We start from the raw sequence: 17792 nt of genomic DNA on the forward strand, positions 1-17792 counted from the left end.
GCGGTTTTCAGCCTACCGCCAGGTGGTTTCCGGGCCGCCCGCACTGTATGCGGGCGGCCCGGCGTCGTTCACGCGGTGTGCGCGGCGGCCAGCGCCGCGATCAGCCGGGTGATCGGGCTCTCGGCGTTGTAGGCGGCGGCGAGTTCGCGCAGCCGCTCCGGGTCGGCGGGAACCGCGGGTAGGGCGTCGGGCCCCGACAGTTCGACATCGGCATCGCAGACCACCCGGACCACCGGTGCGGCGGCCTTCAGATAGTCCTGTGCGGCAACGAGTTTGGCCCGTACGCCCTTGGCGAGATCGGAAGCGGGATCGTCGACGGCGGCCATCAGGGCGTCGAGGGAGCCGAACCGGGAGATGAGCTGGGCGGCGGATTTGTCGCCGATGCCCGCCACACCCGGCAACCCGTCGGAGGCGTCGCCACGCAAGGTGGCCATATCGGCGTAGGCGGGCCCCGCGTTGACCACGGGCACACCGTATTTCGCGGACACCTCGGCGGGTCCGTACAGCTCGGCCTTGGCCAGGCCACGGCCCGCGTAGAGCACCCGCACCGGCGGTGCCGGGTCGTCGCGGACCAGTTGCAGCAGGTCGCGGTCGCCGCTGACGACCACCACGGAATCGGTGCGCTCGCGGTGGGCGAGAGTGCCGAGGACATCGTCGGCTTCGAGCCCCTCGGCGCCGCCGGTGGCGATCCCGGCCGCCGCGAGCACGTCCAGGATCATCGGCACCTGCGGGGTGAGAGTGTCGGGAACCTCCTCGGCGCCGGGCGCGGCTGTGCTGCTGGTGTCGAGGCGGTGCGCCTTGTACGACGGCACGAGCGCCACCCGGAACGGCGGGCGCCAGTCCAGGTCCAGCCCGACGACGAGCCTGCTCGGCCGGTGTTTGGTGATCAGCGAGGCGACCATGTCGGTGAAGCCGCGCACCGCGTTCACCGAGCGGCCGTCGGCGCCGCGCAGCTTGTCCGGGATCGCGTAATAGGCGCGGAACCAGAGGCTGGCGCCGTCGAGGATCAACAGGGGTCCACGGGTGCTCTCGGCAACGGTCACCCGGTGATTGTGCCCTGTGGTTCCGACAGGTGAGCGAGATCGGTGCCGCGTCGGCCGTCGCGCTCGGCCACTGTTGTGGTGCGTTCGCCCGAGATCGCACGTCGTGCGGGCGAATCTGCGCGTCACGCGGCGCGGCGGGTAACGTCGGAGACTATGAGCGCGCACACGAATGCCAGGTTCGCGGCGGATGTCTACGGTCAGCGGCTCGAGCGGGCGGTGGAATTGATGCGCGCGGCGCATCTGGACGCCCTGCTCATCACGCCGGGCCCCGACCTGCGGTACCTCGTCGGTTCCGATGCCGAATCGTTCGAACGGCTCACCTGCCTGGTGATCACCGCCGACGGCGCGACACCGTCGATCATCGTGCCGAAGCTCGAACTCGCCGCGCTCGACGGCTCGGCGGCCGGGGAACTGGGTCTGCGGATACTCGACTGGGTCGACGGCGTCGATCCGTACCAGCTCGTTCGTTCCACCCTGCACGCCGGTTCACGCATCGCCGTCGCCGACGCCATGCCCGCCCTGCACCTGATTCCGCTGGCCGAGCAGACCACGGGGCTGCCGTCCTCGGCCACTCCCGTGCTGCGCCAATCGCGGATGATCAAGGACGAAGCCGAGATCGACGCCTTACGGCGTGCGGGCGCCGCGATCGACCGCGTGCACGCCCGGATGGGCGAGTTCCTGCGGGCGGGCCGCACCGAGGCAGAGGTGTATGCCGACATCGAGGCGGCGATCGTCGAGGAGGGGCACACCGAGGCGGAGTTCGTCATCGTCGGCAGCGGCCCGAACGGTGCCATCCCACACCACCTTTTCTCCGACCGTGTCATCGAGCAGGGCGACGTGGTGGTGATCGATATCGGCGGACCGGTGACGCCCGGCTACTACTCCGATTCCACCCGCACCTATGTGCTCGGCGAGCCGCGGAAGCAGGTCGCCGAGCGGATGGCGTTGCTCGAGGCGGCGCAGGCGGCGGCGGTGGCCGCCGTGCGACCCGGCGTCACCGCCGAATCCATCGACGCCGCCGCCCGCACCGTGCTGGCCGACGCGGGTCTTGGCGATGCGTTCGTGCACCGCACCGGACACGGCATCGGCCTGTCGGTGCACGAAGAGCCCTACATCGTGGCGGGCAACGACCTGGTGCTCGAGCCGGGCATGGCGTTCAGTATCGAACCGGGCATCTACTTCCCCGGGCAGTGGGGCGCGCGCATCGAGGACATCGTGGTCGTCACCGAGGACGGTGTGGAGTCCATGAACCAGCGCCCGCACGGCCTGACCGTGTTGTAAACGGCCACAAGCTATTTGAGCGTGCTCGACGACAGCACCCGGCGCACCTGGATCGCGACGACCACGCGCGTCGGGTTCTCACGCGGCACGCGGTAGCGCTCGGTGTAGCGGCGCACGGCCTCGGCGACGTCGTCGGCGTCGGTCAGCACGGTGGCCGGCCCTTCGAGGGTGAGCCACCGCGCCCCGTCGACCTGGCTGACGGCCGCGTACCCACCCCGCGCGGCATTACGGGCCTTCACCGACGCGCCATCGGTGATCACCCGCGCGATGCCGCTGTCCGCGTCCCAGGTGAACCCGACGGCGACGACATGCGGTGTGCCGTCCGCCCGCAGGGTGGTGAGGGTGGCCAGGTGCCGCTCGGCGACGAACGCGAGGGCGGCGGGGGAGAGCTGTGTGGTCGCGGTGGGCATGTGTTCGACGCTAGTCCGTCACCACGCGCGCCCGGTCGGCGGGCGCTACACCCGCAGCGGCAGCCGACCGGCCGAGCTCAGGCAGCGCCGAGCGGGTTGCAGGGGCGTTCGCGGGCCTGCCGCTCGAGCGGACTGTCGCGCGGGACCCGGCTGTTCGGGTCGGCTGTCGGTGTCGCAGCCGCGTGGCTGTCACGCGGGACCCTGTTGTTCGGTCAGTTGTCGGGTGTCGCAGCCGCGTGGCTGTCGTGCGACACCTGGCTGTTCGGCAACTGTCGGTGTCACACCGCGTGTTCGAACGCCGGGGTCCCGGTGTGGCTCGGCCGCTCGCGCTCCATGATCGCGGGGCGGCCCGGCGGCGGCGGTGATCCGGGATGACAGACTGGGCGTATGGGTAAGCAGCAGGCGAACCAGGGGCCGGTTCTGGTCTTGGGTGGGCGCAGTGAGATCGGGCTGGAAGTCGCGCGCAGGCTAGCACCGGATCGGGTGGTGATCCTCGCGGCCCGCCGCTCCGACGCGCTGGCCGCCGAGGTCGAGCAGGTGCGCGCGGCCGGGGCGACCGCGGTGCACACGGTCGAATTCGACGCCGACGACACCGCGACGCACGCCACGCTGCTCGAGAAGATCGCCGCCGAACACGGTGGCATCGGCACGGCCGTCCTGGCTTTCGGCGTTCTCGGCGACCAGGCCCGCGCCGAACACGACCCCGACCACGCTGTCGCCGTCGTGCACACCGACTACGTCGCCCAGGTCAGCGTTCTCACCACCCTCGCGAATCTGCTGCGCGTACAGGGCAGTGGCCAGATCGTCGTCTTCAGCTCCATCGCGGGCGTACGGGTCCGGCGGGCGAACTACGTCTACGGTTCGGCGAAAGCGGGCCTGGACGGGTTCGCCAGCGGTCTCGGTGACGCCCTCCACGGCACGGGCGTGCAGTTGCTCTTGGTCCGATCGGGTTTCGTCATCGGCCGCATGACCGAGGGTATGGACCCCGCACCCATGGCCAGCACCCCCGACCAGGTCGCCGACGCTGTCGTCCGCGCCTTGGCCAAGGGTGCGACTCGTGTCGCGATCCCCGGCCGCCTCGCCGTGGCGTTCTTCGTGATGCGGCTGCTGCCGCAATCGATCTGGCGCCGGATGCCACGGTGACCGCCGCACCGGTCGCCCGGCACGCCGTCGCCGCCGCCGGGGCGGTTGTGGCGATCCCGCTCTCTCCTCGGACGGGGAGGTCGACCCCATGACCGCTGCCGCGTGGTCGGGCGCACCGATCAGAGTGGTCGGTATCGGCGCCGACGGTTGGGCAGGTTTGGGGAAGCGCGCCAAAACCGTCGTCGAGGACAGCGAAGTCGTGTTCGGGTCGCATCGGCAACTGTCGCTGGTCCCGGACGGCGACTTCGAGCGGATTCCGTGGCCGACACCTCTGCTGCCCGCCTTACCGGAACTGCTCACGCGCCACAATGATCGGCGCCTCACGGTGCTCGCGAGCGGCGACCCCATGTTCTACGGCATCGGCGTCACCCTGGCCCGCCTCGTCGGACCGGGCGCCCTCGACGTCTACCCGCAGCCTTCGTCGGCGTCGCTGGCCTGTGCCCGGCTCGGCTGGCCCCTGGCCGAGACACCGGTCGTGAGCGTCGTCGCCCGACCGCTCGCCACGGTGCTGCCCGAACTGGCCGACCGCCGTCGCCTTCTGGTCCTGAGCGAGACCGAAACCACCCCCGCCGCGCTGGCCGAACTGCTGCGCGACAACGGTTTCGGCGCCTCCACCCTGACCGTCCTCGAGCAGCTCGGCGGCGAGCGCGAGCGCCTGCGCACCGGCACGGCCGACGACTGGCCGCACCCGCCCGGCGACCCGCTCAATCTCTGCGCCGTCGACTGCGTGGCCGACCCCGAACACCCCCGCCGCACGAGGATGCCGGGCCTGCGCGACGATTCGTTCACCGGCGACGGCCAGCTCACCAAGGCCGAGGTCCGCGCACTCACCGTCAGCGCCCTCGCCCCGGCCCCCGGCGAACTGCTGTGGGATGTCGGCGGTGGTTCGGGCACCATCGCGATCGAATGGTGCCGTACCCACCCGGCGTGCCGCGCGGTCACCTATGAACGCCTGCCCGCCCGTCGCGAGCAGATCACCACCAACGCGCACGCGCTCGGTGTACCCGGCATCGCGGTGCGCGGCGCGTTCCCCGACACCCTCACCGACTCCCCGGCGCCCGACGCGATATTCCTCGGCGGCGGACTCACCCAGGACGGCGTTTTCGACGCCTGCTGGCAACGCCTGCGGCCCGGCGGCCGTCTGGTGGCCAATGCGGTGACCGCCGAGTCGGAAACGCTGCTGCTGGCCTGGTGCGCGCGCCACGGTGGCACCCTGCGCAAATTTCAGATCTACCGAGGCGAACCGCTCGGCGGATTCACCGCGTGGCGGCCGCAGCTTCCCGTCGCGCAGTGGATCGTCGTCAAACCGCGCGCGAATTCCTGACGGGTCACCCGTCTCTCGCATAACGATGTGACGGGGTGTGCGCCCCGAATTTGCTCTTTTTCGCGTGAGCGCCCGATGCGACTGTTCAGTCCGCACGTGGTCTCGCGCACCACCGGCCGAACATCGCTCGCACACGGCGTATGTCTCCGATGGCATCGAGATGCTGGGCAATCGCCCAGTGCCGCTGCCGGACTCGAAACCGTTGCCCGGCTCGCCGGTGCGCCCGCACCGTCGACCCGGGCGCGGGCAGCGAACATGCTGGTCAACCGTCCATGTCGCCACCGTGCCGATCACGGTCAGATCACGACCAGATCACGGCCGAACGGTGAGTGCATCTGCAAGCTCACCCAGAAAGTTATGCACCGAAGGTGTAACACTTCCTCGACGGGGGTATGGTCGGGCGCGGCCCCGGGCAAAACTCGGCGCCTCGATTTCGATGGACGGAGTTGTATGCGGTGCACCAGGTCGACCACCCCTGACCGGGACGACGTCAGCGGGCAGTCCTGAGAGTTCTGATCCTCGGCGGTACGGGCGAGGCTCGTGAGCTGGCGAACCTGGCGTCCGGTGAGCGTGGAGTCGATATCGTCTCCTCGCTGGCGGGACGTGTCGCCAACCCGCGATTGCCGGTCGGTCCGGTGCGCATCGGCGGATTCGGTGGTGTCGAGGGCCTCCGAACCTGGCTACGCGAGAACCGTATCGATGCCGTCGTGGATGCCACCCACCCCTTCGCGGCCCAGGTCAGTACTCATGCGGCGACCGCGGCCGCCGACCTCGGCCTGCCCGCGCTGCACCTGCGCCGCCCCGAATGGGTGCCGCGCCGGGGCGACCTGTGGACGCGGGTACCCGATCTCGCCGGGGCCGCCTCCGCCCTGGCCGACCGGGGCGAGAACGTGTTGCTCACCATCGGCCGCCAAGGTGTCGGCGCCTTCGCGGGCTGTCGCAGGCAGCGTTTCGTCATCCGAGCGATCGACGCGCCGACCGGCCCGCTGCCACCGCGCTACGAATTGTTGCTCGCGCGTGGGCCGTTCACCTTCGACGAGGAGCTGGTGCTGATGTCGCGTCATCGCATCGACGTCCTGGTCACCAAGAACAGCGGCGGCGCGCAGACCGAGGCGAAGATCGCCGCGGCGCGCACGGCAGGCGTGCCGGTCGTCGTGATCGAACGCCCACCCCTGCCCGCGGGCGCGAACGTCGTCGACGAGGTCGGCGCCGCCCTCGACTGGTTGCGGCTCGCGACCGCGCACAGCGTTTCCTGAGCTCAGCGCGGCGGTTGCCCGGCAAAGACGGCGGGCAGCTGGTCGAACCACTGCAGGACGGCGCGCTCGTAGCAGATTCCGAATTCGAGAGTGGCCCGCTGGTAGGGCGCCAGAGCGGTCGCGTCCTCGTCGAGATACCGGTCTAGCCGGTCCTGGTGGATGTTGCGGTTGGCGGTGATGATCCGGTCGCGGTGCGTGGGATCGAGGTGCTCGCCGAACGACAGTGTGAGCAGCAACGGCACCCGGATCGTCTCGGCGCCGGGATCGCGGGCGATCCATTCGGCGAACGCCTCCCGTCCGGTCTCGGTGATCCGGTAGGGAATGCGCTCTCGCGCACCCCGTTCGCCCTTGGTCACCAGGCCCGCGGTGTCCATCGTGGCGAGTTCGCGGTAGACCTGGCTCTGGGTGATGGTCCAGAAGTCGCCGATGCGTTGCTGGGCGAGAGTCGCCAGGTCCCAGCCCGACATCGGACCCTCGTGCAGGAACCCCAGCAGTGAAGCCGCGGTGGAGTTCAGCGGGCGGCGGCGGGTCGCGGTGTCGGTCAACGGTCAACTCCCTTCGAACTACATTCCTATGTGGAATGTTAGGCCAGGGTGGGGATCGCGCCAAGGTTGCCCGTGTCGCGGCGTGTCGTGGGTTTAGGTGTTCTCGTAGCGGCGCGCCGTGAAGACGCGGGTCCCCTCAGGCGTGTCGAAGGCCGTCGTGGTGGAGGCGCCGATGATCAGCAGAGTGCGCATGTCGACCTCGTCGGGGTTCAGGTCGGCGAGGGTCATCACCCGCACCGATTCCGTCGGCCCGCCGACATCGCGACCGAGCACCACCGGCGTCTCCGGGTCACGATGGGTCAGCAGGATCTCGCGCATCGCGCCCACCTGCCAACGTCGCTGCGTGGAGGCCGGGTTGTAGACCGCGATCGCCATATCCGCCGCCGCGACAGCCGAAAGCCGTTGCGCCACAACCTCCCACGGCTTGAGCCGATCGGAGAGCGAGATCATCGCGTAGTCGTGGCCCAGCGGCGCCCCGACCCGGCTCGCCACCGCGTTGGCCGCCGTGAGCCCCGGCAGCACCCGCACCGGCACATCCTTGAACTGCGGTTCGGCCGACACCTCGAGCACCGCCGAAGCCATCGCGAACACCCCCGGATCACCGGAGGACACCACGGCGACCCGCGCACCCCGCTTGGCCAGATCGAGTGCCATCGCGGCGCGCTCCGACTCGACCTTGTTGTCGCTGGCGTGCCTGCGCTGGCCGGCCCGCTCGGGGACACGGTTGATGTATGTCGTGTAGCCGACGAGATCGGTCGCCTCGTCCAGAGCGGCCGTGACCTCCGGCGTGGTCCAGTCGGCGGCACCTGGCCCGAGGCCGACGACCACGACTTCACCTGCGGGGCTTGCAGATTCGTCGTGCGAACTCGTTTCGATCCGCTCCGACCCGTCTGTCGGCGCGCCGCGGTGCTGTCCGCCGAGGAGGGACGCGACCCCGGTGGTCGGGGTCGGCCCGGGAACCAGCGTGATCGAGAAGTACGGCACATCGGCCTCGTCGACATCGGCGGCCGCGAGCACCCGCTGACGGGTGCTGCTCGCGCGCTCGACGTAGTAGGCGTCGTCGAGGCGACCGGCGTCGGCGAGCGCCCGGCGCACACCGGGAAAGGTGCGTCCCAGCTTCATGATCGCCGCGGCGTCGGTCTCGCGCAGCCGCTCGGTGAGTTCGTCGACGGGCATTGTGCCGGGCAGCACCGTGAGTACCTGCTCGCCTTCCACCAGGGGGGTGCCGAGCGCCGCCGAGGCCGCGCTCACCGAGGTGATGCCGGGGACGATCTCGGCGTGGAACCGGTCGGCCAGGCGGCGGTGCATGTGCATGTACGAGGAGTAGAACAGCGGGTCACCGGCCGCGAGCAGGGCGACATCGCGTCCGGCGGCGAGGTGGGCGGCCAGCCGGGCGGCGGCCTGCTCGTAGAACTCGTCGATCGCGCCCTGGTACCCGCCGGGGTGGTCGGTGGTCTCGGTGGTCACCGGGTAGACGAGGTGCTCTTCGATCTGGCCGGGCCGCATGTACGGCTCGGCGATACCTCGGGAGATGCTTCGCCCGTGCCTGGCGCTGTGGAAGGCCACCACGTCGGCGGCGCCGATGAGCCGGGCCGCTTTCACCGTCACCAGTTCGGGATCGCCGGGGCCGAGGCCGATGCCCCAGAGTGTGCCGCTCATTCCTGTTCGCTCGCAATCGCGTTCAGCGCCGACGCGGTGATGGCGCTGCCGCCCCGCCTGCCGCGCACGGTCAGATATTCGACGCCACCGAAGTCGATCAGCGCCTGCTTGGATTCGGCCGCGCCGATGAAACCGACGGGGATGCCGATGATCGCGGCGGGTCGCGGTGCGCCTGCGTCGAGCATGTCGAGCAGGTGGAACAGCGCGGTCGGGGCGTTGCCGATGGCGACCACCGCGCCGTCGAGTTCGGCGCGCAGCAGCTCGAGCGCGGCGACCGAACGGGTGTTGCCCATGCTCGCGGCCAGCTCGGGCACACGCGGATCGGTGAGGTTGCACAGCACCGGATTGTCGGCGGGCAGCCGCTTGCGGGTGACGCCCGAGGCGACCATGTTGGCGTCGCAGATGATCGGTTTGCCCGCCCGCAACGCGGCGCGCGCGGCCGCGACCACACCGGGGGTGTAGGCGATGTCGCCCGCGAGGTCGACCTGTCCGCACCCGTGGATCATCCGCACCACCACGCGCTCGACATCGGCGGGGAAACCGGCGAGGTCGGCTTCGGCGCGGATGGTCGCGAACGAGCGCCGATAGATCTCGGCCCCGTCGGTGAGGTAGCTGGTGCGCACGTCGGACATGCGCACAACCCTAGAACCTGGCCGCGACGTGGTGTTCGGCGCGGTCGGCTCAGGTGCGTGGGCGCTCGAGGATGCGCGACATCACCAGCGAACTCCTGGTGCGCCCGACACGCGCGTTCTCCCTGATCCGCTCCACGGTCACCTCGATCTCGGCCATGTCGGTGGCCATCACGTGCACCAGCGCGTCGGCCTCGCCCGCGATGGTGCACACTCCGACGACCTGCGGGATCGGTTCCAATGTCCGGCGCAGTTCGGCGGGGGAGATGTTGTCGCGGTAGTACACCTCCACATACGCCTCGGTGGTCCAGCCGAGGGCGGCCGGATTGACCAGGGCGGTGAACCCGGTGATCTGCCCACCCGCCACCATCTTGTCCACCCGCCGCTTCACCGCGGGCGCCGACAATCCGACGGTCGAGCCGATCTCGCCGAAGGTGGCGCGTGCGTTCTTCAGCAGGGCGGCGAGTATGCGGCGGTCGATGTCGTCCATGAGGATCCTCTCACGCAATGGATCGCCAGTTTCCCATCGATACACGCAATGAATCGGTGTTCCCTACGCAACGCGACGACATTTACCGTCGAGGCGTCGATTCGCGCCGCGCAGCCACCGGGAGTCCTGATGACCGCCGTCCTTCCCCTTCCCTCCTCGACTCCGGCGCGGGTGGCCACCCCGCGCCGCTTCGTGATGTGCCGACCGGACCACTTCGAGGTCACCTACGCGATCAATCCGTGGATGGATCCGGCGGCGCCGGTGGACCGGGCGCGGGCGCTGTCGCAGTGGGAGATCCTGCGCGCGCTGCTCGAACAGCACGGGCATTCGGTGGAGACCGTGCCGGGCGAGCCGGGCCTGCCCGACATGGTGTTCGCGGCCAACAGCGCGATCGTGATCGGTGGTCGTGCGTTGTCGGCCCGCTTCGCCCATCCCGAGCGGCAGCCGGAGGGCCCGGCGTTCCACCGCTGGTTCGCGGCGCGGGAGTTACGTGAGTTGGCGGTGGCGGCCGAAACCAACGAGGGGGAGGGCGATTTCACGTTCGCGGGCGAGCGGATCCTGGCCGGAGTGGGATTCCGCTGCACCGCGGCGGCCCACGCCGAGGCGCAACGGTTCTTCGGTCTGCCCGTGCTCTCGCTCGAGCTGATCGACCCCCGCTTCTATCACCTCGACACCGCGCTGATGTGCCTCGACGAGGCCACCATCGCCTACTACCCAGGTGCCTTCAGCCCGCAGGCCCGCGAGGCCCTGGCCGTCCATTACCCGGACGCGATCCTGGCCACCGAGGCCGATGCCATGTCCTTCGGCCTCAACGGGGTGAGCGACGGCCGCCACGTCTTCCTCGACCCGGGCGCGACCGAGCTGATCGCAGCCCTGCGCGAGCGGGGTTTCGAACCGGTCCCGGTCGACATGTCCGAGCTGCGCAAAGGTGGTGGCGGCGTGAAGTGCTGCGTCCTCGAACTGCACACACCCCGGCCCTGAACCGGCCGGGGAGCGCTGGGTTCCCCGGCCGACCCGATCATTCGAACTCGGTGCCGCCGTCGCGCAGCAGGTACGCGTCGGAGACGATCTTGCCGATGGCACGGCCGCCGAGCACGGGCGAGTGCCGCTCGCGCGCGGCACGCACCACGAGCCCCTCGCGGATATTGCCGCCCGACCCGCTGACGGTCTCGGTGCCCTCGGCCAGCTTCAGCAACAACTCCGCGTCGTAGGGGCCTTCGTAGAGGACCGGTACGCGCGGGACGTCGAGGCCGAGTTCGCCTAGTAGGGAACCGATCTCGTGGTGGTCGAGCCAGCGCACCGGCGCAGCCGCCTGCTCGACCGCGACGTCGAACAGGGCGAAACCGAGCGTGTCGTCGTGCGCGGCCGACGCGCCGTAGTGCAGGTCCTGCACGCCCGCCCCGAATACCTCACCGAAAAGCCCGACCCGGTCGGCGTCGAGGGCGTCGGCGAGCACGCGGGCCGCCTCGTCGAGCCGATGGCTGTGCACCGCCCGCCAGTACAGGTTGCCCTCGGTGCGGATCAAGGCCTGCGACCGGCCACCGATTCCCTTGGACGACACAAAGATCCGGTCCTCGGCGCGTAGATGGGTGAGCAGAAAGGCGGTGCCGTGGATCTTCTCCGTCGCCACCACCGGCTCGCCTTCGGTGAAGATGTCGGGAAACCGCTTGATGTTCTCCACATCGACCCAGCGCAGCAGATCGGGAGCGGGTTCCACTTGTCCCGACATCGAAACCGGCACCGGCGGCACCCATTTCGTCACACCGAGCTCGGCGGCGAAGTCGGTGCGCGCCTCGGCCGCTGCCGCGAGATCCGTGCCCGACAGAGCGCTCGGCGTGCAGACGATGCCTTGAGACACCTCACCGCGCAACCGCACCGCCTTCACCCGATTACGTTGTGCCCCGGCCAATTTGCCGGTGAGACCCAGCTCGGCGATCAGCGGGTCCGGCACGATCGCCTGTTCCGGAATGTAGACGGCGTAGTCGCCGGTGACGAACTGCCCCTTGGCGACGACGGCCCGGTACAGCCCGACCTGGGCCAGCTCCAATCGGTCGGCGTTCGGGTGTGGATGGACGACCAGCCGCTCGGCTGTCACCTGCAATGTGGACATGAGAACCCCCTCGTTCAGAGGAGGTCAGCGTAGGGCTGGCCCGATCGCGGAGTCGAGCGGTTTTCGCGTGGGATGCACGCCCGCGAGTGGCGTTCCAAGCTCGCCGGCATGGCCGAATCCATTACTCTCGCAGACACTCTGGCGATAACCGAGACGATCACCCGGATGCTCGTGTACTGCGATCGGAAACGCTGGGACGACCTGGTCACCGAGGTCTTCGCCGACGAAGTCGACTTCGACGGTGGGTTCGGTGGCGGTGTCTCGATCCGCCTCTCGAAGGGCATCGCGCCGACTGGAAGGCGAACCTGGACACCCTCGACGCCATCCACCACCAGGCAGGCAACTACCTGATCGACCTCGACGGCGACGAGGCCACCGCCCACGCCGACTCCGTCGCCGTCCACGTGAACAACTCCGCGACCAACGGCAAGACCCGCACCTTCATCGGCAGCTACGCCCTCACCGCCCGCCGCACCGCCGCAGGCTGGCGAATCAGCAAGTTCCACTACCTGCTGAAAGTGATCGAGGGCAACGCCGACCTCACCTAGTCCGGTCTGTTGATCCGGTACCCGCCTTCGGTGGCGACGACATCGGTGACAGGTCCGGTCGGGCGGCCACAGCGGCGTTCGCAGCCGGACCAGTGTTGACGGCCGGTCGCCACCACGTCGGCGGCATCGAGGCCGGACTCGGCACGGTCCGCCGCGTCGGCGGGAAGGGTGCGCTCGGCATCGCGGCCAGGCTCGACTGTCGCGGGACGCCCCTCGGTCGGGTCGGGTGGTTCGTCGCCGAGCACGCGCCCGGTTTCGATGGCTTCGGTGAGGTCGGTGCGGACGTCGGTGTGGGACTTGGCGCAGCCGGGGCGGCCCGCGCAGGCGCTCACCTGTAACCACGGGGAGCCGGCGTCGAAGATCAAGCCCATCGGCGCCAGCACCCGCACCACCGTTTCCGCGGGGCCCTCCTCCAGGTCGGGTAGCACCACACTGCGCCACGGCGTGAGGAACACGGGGCGTTCGACGGCGGCCAGGAATTCGGCGACCCGCGCGGGCAGTGTGCCGAGCGGAACACCCGCGCCGAGGGCGATCAGGCCGTTGTCCTGTTCGAGCCAGCCGATCGGAATGTCATGTGTCGCAGCGAATTCCAGGCGCGCACCGGTGGGGGAGCGGTCCAGGGTCTCGGTGACCTTCTCGACACCGCCGGGGATCTCGTGCAACCGCCACTGCCCCGATTCCGCACGCAGGTCGAGGAATCCGCGGGCGGCGTCGAGCATGACCGTGACGGCCTCGTCGGGAGTGACGCGGATGCCGGTGTCGGTCCCGACGAGCAGCAACGCGAACTCGTCGCCGACGGCCTGGATCCCGATATCGCCGCGCAGAGTGCTCACGTCACCGCGACCGTCGTCAAGGGTGAACAGAACCCGGCCGGGCAGGTCCGCCAGCGCGGCATCGGCCTGCAAGCCCACATCCAGGTCGGTGGCCAGCCCGTGTACATCGGCAAATCCACCCACCCGCCCGGACAGCGGTGAGGCGACGATATTGCGGACTCGCTCGTGCGTGCGGCTCGGCAGCAGGCCCGCTGTGGCCAGCCGGGCGGCCAGTTCGTTCGCGTCCCGTACCCGGCGCAACTGCACATTGCCGCGGGAGGTCAGCTCGAGGCTTCCGTTGCCCAGGTCGTGCGCGGCCTCCGCGAGTTCCTGGACCTGCCCGGATTCCAGTCGTCCGCCGGGCACCCGGATCCGCGCCAACGGCCCGTCCGCGGCCTCGTGCAGCCGCAGAACCCCTGGGCAAGAATCGGGAGCGCTCCTGGTCATGATTCCCCAGCCTACGACCACCGCCGGGAGCGATCCGGCGTCAGGGCCGGGTGTAGTGCACCGACACGGCGCCCGAGTCGGGGAGGGTGGTCGCGGCCGCGAGGCGCCAGGTCGACGCGTAGTTGTCGGGGAGCAGGCGCAGGCCGCCGCCGAGGGTGGTGGGGACGATGGTGAGGTAGAGGTCGTCGACCAGGTCGGCGCGCAGTAGACGCTGAATGATGCTGGCGCTGTTGGTGATCAGGATGTCGCGTCCGGGGTCCGCTTTGAGCGCGCGCACGTCGGCTTCCGGGTCGCGACCGATTCTGGCGTTGGACCACGCGGCCTTGTCCAGGTCGGACTGGTCGAGGGTGGTGGTGAAGACGACCTTCTCGACCTTCGCGAGCCATTCGCCCAGCTCACGGGTGCGGGCGGAGCTGGCGGGGTCGGCGGTGATGCCCGGCCAGACCGCGGTGAACCCTTCCCAGTTGGTGCGTCCGAGGACGACGGTGTCGGCGCCGCGCCAGATGCCCTCGTAGGTGATCTCGGTCTGCGGGCTGGTGATGTAGTCCATGCACCAGCTCATATCGTCGTCGGGACCGGTGCCGCTGTATCCGTCCATGGACACGGTGACTTCGGCGACGACTCGGCGGCCGGTGCTCTGCGGGGTATTCGACATGGGCGACATCCGTTCTCGTTCGGTTGCTCGTTCAGAGGAACAGACGCCACAACGTGGCCGAACTCATCGGTGATCCGCGACGTGCTCGTGTTTGCGCACCGGATGGAAACGGTATCCGCCTAGTGTGAGTGGCGGATCGCCGCCGGAGCAGTGCCGACAGGAGAGGTCAACCGCATGCTGCGTGAATTCGTGGACAAGCGTGTAGTTCCCGCGCTCGACAAGGTCGCCCATACGCAAGCACCGGTGGTGCGGCGTTACGTCGACTGGCTGGGGAGCAGGCACCCCGACGATTCACCGGTGGAACTCGTGCAGCGGCTGTCACGCCAGTACCTCGTTGTCGTCACCGCCAGCGGCGTGACGGTGGGGCTCACCGCCGCCGTCCCCGGCATCGGCACGTTGATCGGCCTCGCCGCCACCGGTGTGGACACCGCCGTCTTCGTGGAGGCGTCCTCGGTGTTCTCGGTGGGCGCCGCCGCGGCGTACGGCATCGCGCCGGAGGATCCGCGCCAGGAGCGATTGGTGTCGAAGGTGGTGCTCGGCGAGTCGGGCACCAAAGTCCTCGAACAGACCGCCGGCCACACGAAGGGCCAGTGGCTCGCCGTCGTCACCGACCACATTCCCGGTCTGGCGAGCATGCCCGACGGACCTGCCAAACGGTTCATCGTCAACTACCTGGTCAAACGCGGACTGCTGCTCTTCGGCACCCTCATCCCCGCCGGAATCGGCGCGGTGATCGGCGGCTACGGCAACAACGCCCTCGGTCAGCTGGTCATCGCCAACGTCTACCGCCACCTGGGCACCGGTTCGCCCGAGATGGTCGCCGCGGGCACCCGTGATGGTTCGTCTTGACCTTCGAGTCGCTGCAACCCCGATCATGAGCCGGTGCCTGACACCGAACTGATCACCATCGGAGCGTTCGCCCGCGTCTGCGGACTGAACGCCAGCGCCCTGCGCTTCTACGCCGACGCCGGAGTCCTCGTTCCCGCCCTGGTGGACGAGGACACCGGCTACCGCTACTACACCTCCGAACAGGCCGGTCCCGCCTGCCTGATCCGCCACCTGCGCGCCGTCGACATGCCGTTGCCGACTGTCGCGGCGATGCTCGCCGAACCCGACGCAGCCAGGGCCGCCGACCTCCTCGACGCCCACCTCGCCGAAATGCACTGCCGCCGCAGGGAGTTCGATGCCGCGGCCGCCGCCGCGCACCGCGCGCTCGGCGCGGACCCCCGACCGTTGCCGGACCGAAACGACCACGGCGCGGTGTCCGGCACCGAACCCGACCAGGCCGTGCGGGTCGGCGGACCGGCGCTCGCGGCAGCGATCGACCAGGTCTCCACGGCAACCCTCACCGATCCGGCCCTGCCCGTGCTCGACACGATCCTGTTCGAAGCCCGCCCCGGCGAACTGGTCCTCACCGCCACCGACCGCTACCGGCTGGCCTCGCGAACCCTGCGCCCGATGTCTTCGGCGACGGCGGAGTGGTCCGCGACCATCGATGCCGCCGAACTGCGTGCCACCGCGTCCTGGCTGCGCCGCCGGCACACGGTGATCCTGCGTCCCACGCCCGATTCCATCGAATTCCGCACGGCCACCGAGGATTCAGCGGCGAGTCAGCGCTGCCGCCGCTCGCCCGAAGAATTCCCCGACTACCGCCGCATGCTGGCAGCACTGCCCTCGACCCCGACCAGAGCCGTCCTCGACCGCGCGCACCTGCTGGAAACGCTGGAACGCGCGGACTCACCGATCGTGACTCTGCGCTTCGATTCCCCGGACACGGCCACGATCTCGGTGCCGAGCCCGGACGCGTCGACCCAGGACGGCATGCAGAACCCGTTCACCGAGCTGCGTGCGACGGTCTCCGGCCCACCGATCACCATCCACTTCGCCGTAACCACCCTCTATCCGGCCATCGCGGGCGCCATCGGTCCCGACATCATGCTCGATCTGTCCGCCCCCGACCTCCCTGCCCACATCCGCTCCGCCGATGACGGTGACCTCCGCACCCTCGCCATGCCGTGCAAACCGGCCCCTTGATCGCTCGACCTGCCGGGTTGTGGCCCGGCAGGTTCACTGCTAAGTTAAGTGCATGCACAAGCATGAACTTACGGAACGGGGAACTCCCTCGGTCGGCGGCCCGGTCGACGACTGGTTTCGTGCTTCCGCTCTCGTCGCGACCGTCGATTCGGGCCTCGGTAAATGGCTGACGCTGCACCATGGCATCGGGCTCACCGAGTACCACGCGCTCCGGCAGCTTGCCGCCGCACCGGACAAGGAGATCCGGGTCAGCGAGCTGGCCCATCGGATCGGGTTGAATCAGAGTTCGGTGACCCGATTGCTGGGGCGGCTCGAGGCGCGAGGGTTCACGCGGCGGGACTTGTGTTCCGAGGACGGGCGCGGTGTGTACGCCGTGATCACCGAGGAGGGGGAGGCGCTCGTCGGGGACGCGCGCGAACCCTTCCAACTCCAGCTGGAACGTCTGCTCGACGACGCCGAAGAGCTGTCGCCGATGTTCGATGCGCTGCTCGCGCGTCGAACGGGGCGCGAACGCTCCTGACCTGACCTGACATGCCGGGAGGGTCTTCCGCTCGGTATATATATGTATGTACAACCATAGAAAGGCACTATCGTGAACTGGCTCTACCTCGCCATCGCCGTCGTCTTCGAGGTCACCGTCGCTCTGGCCGCCGGAAAAGCGAAGGGCTTCACCGATATTCGATGGACTGTCGCCACCCTGGTCAGCGGCGCGATCGCGACCTACTTCCTGAGCCTGGCGCTGCTCACCTTCGACGTCGGCGCCGGCTACGCGATCTGGACCTCCCTGGCCGGTGTCGGAATCGTCGCTCTCGGAGCGGTGCTGTTCGGCCAACGAGTCGACTGGCGAAAGGCGATCGGCATCGTGATCGTCATCGGCGGTGTCGTCGGCCTGCAGCTCAGCAGCGGCGCCTGAGCAACCTCGTCCTCAACCACTTCTCACCGAAAGGCCGAACAATGATCACCGACAACCGCACTCCCGCCACCGCCTGGCTCGTCCTGCTGCTCGCCGGCGCCTTCGAAGTCGGATATGCCCTCGCCGTCGGCGGCAGCCACGGTTTCACCGTGCTCACCTGGTCGCTGGTGGCAATCGTCTTCTTCCTCCTCACTCTCTTCGCCCTCAGCGTCGCGCTGAAAACGATCGACGTGGGAATCGGCTATGCCGTCTGGGCGGGCATCGGCGCGGTCGGCGCCGCACTCCTCGGACCGGTGTTCTTCGAGGAAACGCTCACCCCCCTCAAGGCGTTCTGGCTCGCCGTGGTGATCGCGGGAGTGGTCTGGCTCAAACTCGCGGACCGCGCCGAAGCCGCCTGAGCGACCCGGGACGCGGGCTGGAAAGTTGCGGGCGCGTCCGGGCCAGTACCATCGACTTGCTCGGCGGGCGTCGAGGAAACCGGTGGAAATCCGGT

General features: G+C 69.4%; 21 protein-coding genes. 12 read left to right on the plus strand and 9 right to left on the minus strand.

Annotation, left to right across the window (positions count from 1 at the left end; all coding sequences use genetic code 11):
- Window positions 1–68 precede the first annotated feature (68 nt).
- Window positions 69–1043, minus strand: a complete 975-nt coding sequence (locus tag NI2_RS17485; protein ID WP_067492105.1) for a 5'-3' exonuclease — start codon at window positions 1041–1043, stop codon at window positions 69–71.
- A gap of 153 nt (window positions 1044–1196) precedes the next feature.
- Here NI2_RS17485 and NI2_RS17490 point away from each other — a divergent pair, with 153 nt between their 5' ends.
- Window positions 1197–2324: a M24 family metallopeptidase gene (locus NI2_RS17490; RefSeq protein WP_067492106.1), complete on the plus strand. Its 1128-nt coding sequence runs from the start codon at window positions 1197–1199 to the stop codon at window positions 2322–2324.
- 11 nt (window positions 2325–2335) lie between these two features.
- Here the strand turns inward: NI2_RS17490 and NI2_RS17495 are convergent, their stop codons facing one another.
- Window positions 2336–2734 carry a PPOX class F420-dependent oxidoreductase gene (locus NI2_RS17495; protein ID WP_067492107.1) on the minus strand — a complete coding sequence of 133 codons (399 nt, stop codon included), beginning with the start codon at window positions 2732–2734 and terminating at the stop codon, window positions 2336–2338.
- A 387-nt stretch (window positions 2735–3121) separates the two neighbouring features.
- On the opposite strand from NI2_RS17495, the gene dprE2 reads away from it, so the two are divergent.
- The 3 genes from dprE2 (at window position 3122) to NI2_RS17515 (ending at window position 6457) form a co-directional block, all read left to right on the plus strand.
- On the plus strand, window positions 3122–3877 hold the full coding sequence (gene dprE2, locus NI2_RS17505) for a decaprenylphospho-beta-D-erythro-pentofuranosid-2-ulose 2-reductase (RefSeq protein WP_067492109.1): 756 nt from the start codon (window positions 3122–3124) through the stop codon (window positions 3875–3877).
- 88 nt (window positions 3878–3965) lie between these two features.
- Window positions 3966–5201, plus strand: a complete 1236-nt coding sequence (locus tag NI2_RS17510) for a bifunctional cobalt-precorrin-7 (C(5))-methyltransferase/cobalt-precorrin-6B (C(15))-methyltransferase (RefSeq protein ID WP_067492110.1) — start codon at window positions 3966–3968, stop codon at window positions 5199–5201.
- 503 nt (window positions 5202–5704) lie between these two features.
- Window positions 5705–6457, plus strand: a complete 753-nt coding sequence (locus NI2_RS17515; RefSeq protein WP_067492111.1) for a cobalt-precorrin-6A reductase — start codon at window positions 5705–5707, stop codon at window positions 6455–6457.
- Between the two features lie 2 nt (window positions 6458–6459).
- On the opposite strand, the gene NI2_RS17520 is transcribed toward NI2_RS17515, so the two are convergent.
- The 4 genes from NI2_RS17520 to NI2_RS17535 form a co-directional block, all read right to left on the minus strand.
- Window positions 6460–7002 (minus strand): PadR family transcriptional regulator, encoded by a 543-nt coding sequence (locus tag NI2_RS17520; RefSeq protein WP_067492112.1) that lies wholly within the window; start codon window positions 7000–7002, stop codon window positions 6460–6462.
- Window positions 7003–7095: 93 nt separating this feature from the next.
- On the minus strand, window positions 7096–8661 hold the full coding sequence (gene cobJ / locus NI2_RS17525; protein WP_067492113.1) for a precorrin-3B C(17)-methyltransferase: 1566 nt from the start codon (window positions 8659–8661) through the stop codon (window positions 7096–7098).
- Complete coding sequence (locus NI2_RS17530; protein WP_067492114.1) at window positions 8658–9293, minus strand: precorrin-8X methylmutase; 636 nt, start codon at window positions 9291–9293, stop codon at window positions 8658–8660. Before NI2_RS17530 ends, cobJ begins: the two co-directional genes overlap by 4 nt.
- 49 nt (window positions 9294–9342) lie before the next feature.
- A complete protein-coding gene (locus tag NI2_RS17535; protein WP_067492196.1) occupies window positions 9343–9780 on the minus strand; it encodes an Lrp/AsnC family transcriptional regulator in 438 nt (145 codons plus the stop codon).
- A gap of 129 nt (window positions 9781–9909) precedes the next feature.
- Between NI2_RS17535 and ddaH the strand changes: the two genes are divergently transcribed.
- Entirely contained in the window at window positions 9910–10761 is an 852-nt protein-coding gene (ddaH, locus tag NI2_RS17540; protein ID WP_067492115.1) for a dimethylargininase, read from the plus strand.
- Window positions 10762–10798: 37 nt separating this feature from the next.
- Here ddaH and NI2_RS17545 read toward each other — a convergent pair whose 3' ends face one another.
- Entirely contained in the window at window positions 10799–11890 is a 1092-nt protein-coding gene (locus tag NI2_RS17545) for an RNA ligase (ATP) (protein ID WP_067492116.1), read from the minus strand.
- A 108-nt stretch (window positions 11891–11998) separates the two neighbouring features.
- Between NI2_RS17545 and NI2_RS34470 the strand changes: the two genes are divergently transcribed.
- Together NI2_RS34470 and NI2_RS34475 are read left to right on the plus strand one after the other, a co-directional pair.
- Window positions 11999–12241, plus strand: coding sequence for a nuclear transport factor 2 family protein (locus NI2_RS34470; protein ID WP_167355148.1), 243 nt, complete (start codon window positions 11999–12001; stop codon window positions 12239–12241).
- On the plus strand, window positions 12214–12438 hold the full coding sequence (locus tag NI2_RS34475; protein ID WP_255284026.1) for a nuclear transport factor 2 family protein: 225 nt from the start codon (window positions 12214–12216) through the stop codon (window positions 12436–12438). Before NI2_RS34470 ends, NI2_RS34475 begins: the two co-directional genes overlap by 28 nt.
- On the opposite strand, the gene cobG is transcribed toward NI2_RS34475, so the two are convergent.
- Window positions 12435–13697, minus strand: coding sequence for a precorrin-3B synthase (gene cobG / locus NI2_RS17555; protein ID WP_067492118.1), 1263 nt, complete (start codon window positions 13695–13697; stop codon window positions 12435–12437). The genes NI2_RS34475 and cobG overlap by 4 nt on opposite strands.
- 40 nt (window positions 13698–13737) lie before the next feature.
- A complete protein-coding gene (locus NI2_RS17560) occupies window positions 13738–14352 on the minus strand; it encodes a dihydrofolate reductase family protein (protein ID WP_067492119.1) in 615 nt (204 codons plus the stop codon).
- 174 nt (window positions 14353–14526) lie between these two features.
- On the opposite strand from NI2_RS17560, the gene NI2_RS17565 reads away from it, so the two are divergent.
- The 5 genes from NI2_RS17565 to NI2_RS17585 all read left to right on the plus strand — a co-directional run bounded on the left by NI2_RS17565 (window position 14527) and on the right by NI2_RS17585 (window position 17697).
- A complete protein-coding gene (locus tag NI2_RS17565) occupies window positions 14527–15201 on the plus strand; it encodes a hypothetical protein (RefSeq protein ID WP_067492120.1) in 675 nt (224 codons plus the stop codon).
- Between the two features lie 33 nt (window positions 15202–15234).
- A complete protein-coding gene (locus NI2_RS17570; RefSeq protein WP_067492121.1) occupies window positions 15235–16386 on the plus strand; it encodes a DNA polymerase III subunit beta family protein in 1152 nt (383 codons plus the stop codon).
- A gap of 52 nt (window positions 16387–16438) precedes the next feature.
- Complete coding sequence (locus tag NI2_RS17575) at window positions 16439–16906, plus strand: MarR family winged helix-turn-helix transcriptional regulator (protein ID WP_067492122.1); 468 nt, start codon at window positions 16439–16441, stop codon at window positions 16904–16906.
- 72 nt (window positions 16907–16978) lie between these two features.
- The gene (locus tag NI2_RS17580; RefSeq protein WP_067492123.1) at window positions 16979–17299 is read left to right on the plus strand and encodes a DMT family transporter; all 321 of its coding nucleotides are present in this window, start codon (window positions 16979–16981) and stop codon (window positions 17297–17299) included.
- Between the two features lie 41 nt (window positions 17300–17340).
- Window positions 17341–17697, plus strand: a complete 357-nt coding sequence (locus NI2_RS17585; protein ID WP_067492124.1) for a DMT family transporter — start codon at window positions 17341–17343, stop codon at window positions 17695–17697.
- Window positions 17698–17792 lie beyond the last annotated feature (95 nt).

Origin of the sequence: Nocardia ignorata NBRC 108230 (genome assembly GCF_001612905.1) — a bacterium.
GTDB lineage: Bacteria > Actinomycetota > Actinomycetes > Mycobacteriales > Mycobacteriaceae > Nocardia > Nocardia ignorata.

Excerpts from the sequence above, each read along its gene's own strand:
- NI2_RS34470 (WP_167355148.1), top strand. The coding sequence starts at position 11,999 with ATGGCCGAATCCATTACTCTCGCAGACACTCTGGCGATAACCGAGACG.
- cobJ (WP_067492113.1), bottom strand. The coding sequence starts at position 8,661 with ATGAGCGGCACACTCTGGGGCATCGGCCTCGGCCCCGGCGATCCCGAA.
- NI2_RS17565 (WP_067492120.1), top strand. The coding sequence starts at position 14,527 with ATGCTGCGTGAATTCGTGGACAAGCGTGTAGTTCCCGCGCTCGACAAG.
- NI2_RS17490 (WP_067492106.1), top strand. The coding sequence starts at position 1,197 with ATGAGCGCGCACACGAATGCCAGGTTCGCGGCGGATGTCTACGGTCAG.
- NI2_RS17510 (WP_067492110.1), top strand. The coding sequence starts at position 3,966 with ATGACCGCTGCCGCGTGGTCGGGCGCACCGATCAGAGTGGTCGGTATC.
- ddaH (WP_067492115.1), top strand. The coding sequence starts at position 9,910 with ATGACCGCCGTCCTTCCCCTTCCCTCCTCGACTCCGGCGCGGGTGGCC.
- NI2_RS17495 (WP_067492107.1), bottom strand. The coding sequence starts at position 2,734 with ATGCCCACCGCGACCACACAGCTCTCCCCCGCCGCCCTCGCGTTCGTC.
- NI2_RS17535 (WP_067492196.1), bottom strand. The coding sequence starts at position 9,780 with ATGGACGACATCGACCGCCGCATACTCGCCGCCCTGCTGAAGAACGCA.
- NI2_RS17560 (WP_067492119.1), bottom strand. The coding sequence starts at position 14,352 with ATGTCGAATACCCCGCAGAGCACCGGCCGCCGAGTCGTCGCCGAAGTC.
- NI2_RS17545 (WP_067492116.1), bottom strand. The coding sequence starts at position 11,890 with ATGTCCACATTGCAGGTGACAGCCGAGCGGCTGGTCGTCCATCCACAC.
- NI2_RS17530 (WP_067492114.1), bottom strand. The coding sequence starts at position 9,293 with ATGTCCGACGTGCGCACCAGCTACCTCACCGACGGGGCCGAGATCTAT.
- cobG (WP_067492118.1), bottom strand. The coding sequence starts at position 13,697 with ATGACCAGGAGCGCTCCCGATTCTTGCCCAGGGGTTCTGCGGCTGCAC.
- NI2_RS17585 (WP_067492124.1), top strand. The coding sequence starts at position 17,341 with ATGATCACCGACAACCGCACTCCCGCCACCGCCTGGCTCGTCCTGCTG.
- NI2_RS17575 (WP_067492122.1), top strand. The coding sequence starts at position 16,439 with ATGCACAAGCATGAACTTACGGAACGGGGAACTCCCTCGGTCGGCGGC.
- dprE2 (WP_067492109.1), top strand. The coding sequence starts at position 3,122 with ATGGGTAAGCAGCAGGCGAACCAGGGGCCGGTTCTGGTCTTGGGTGGG.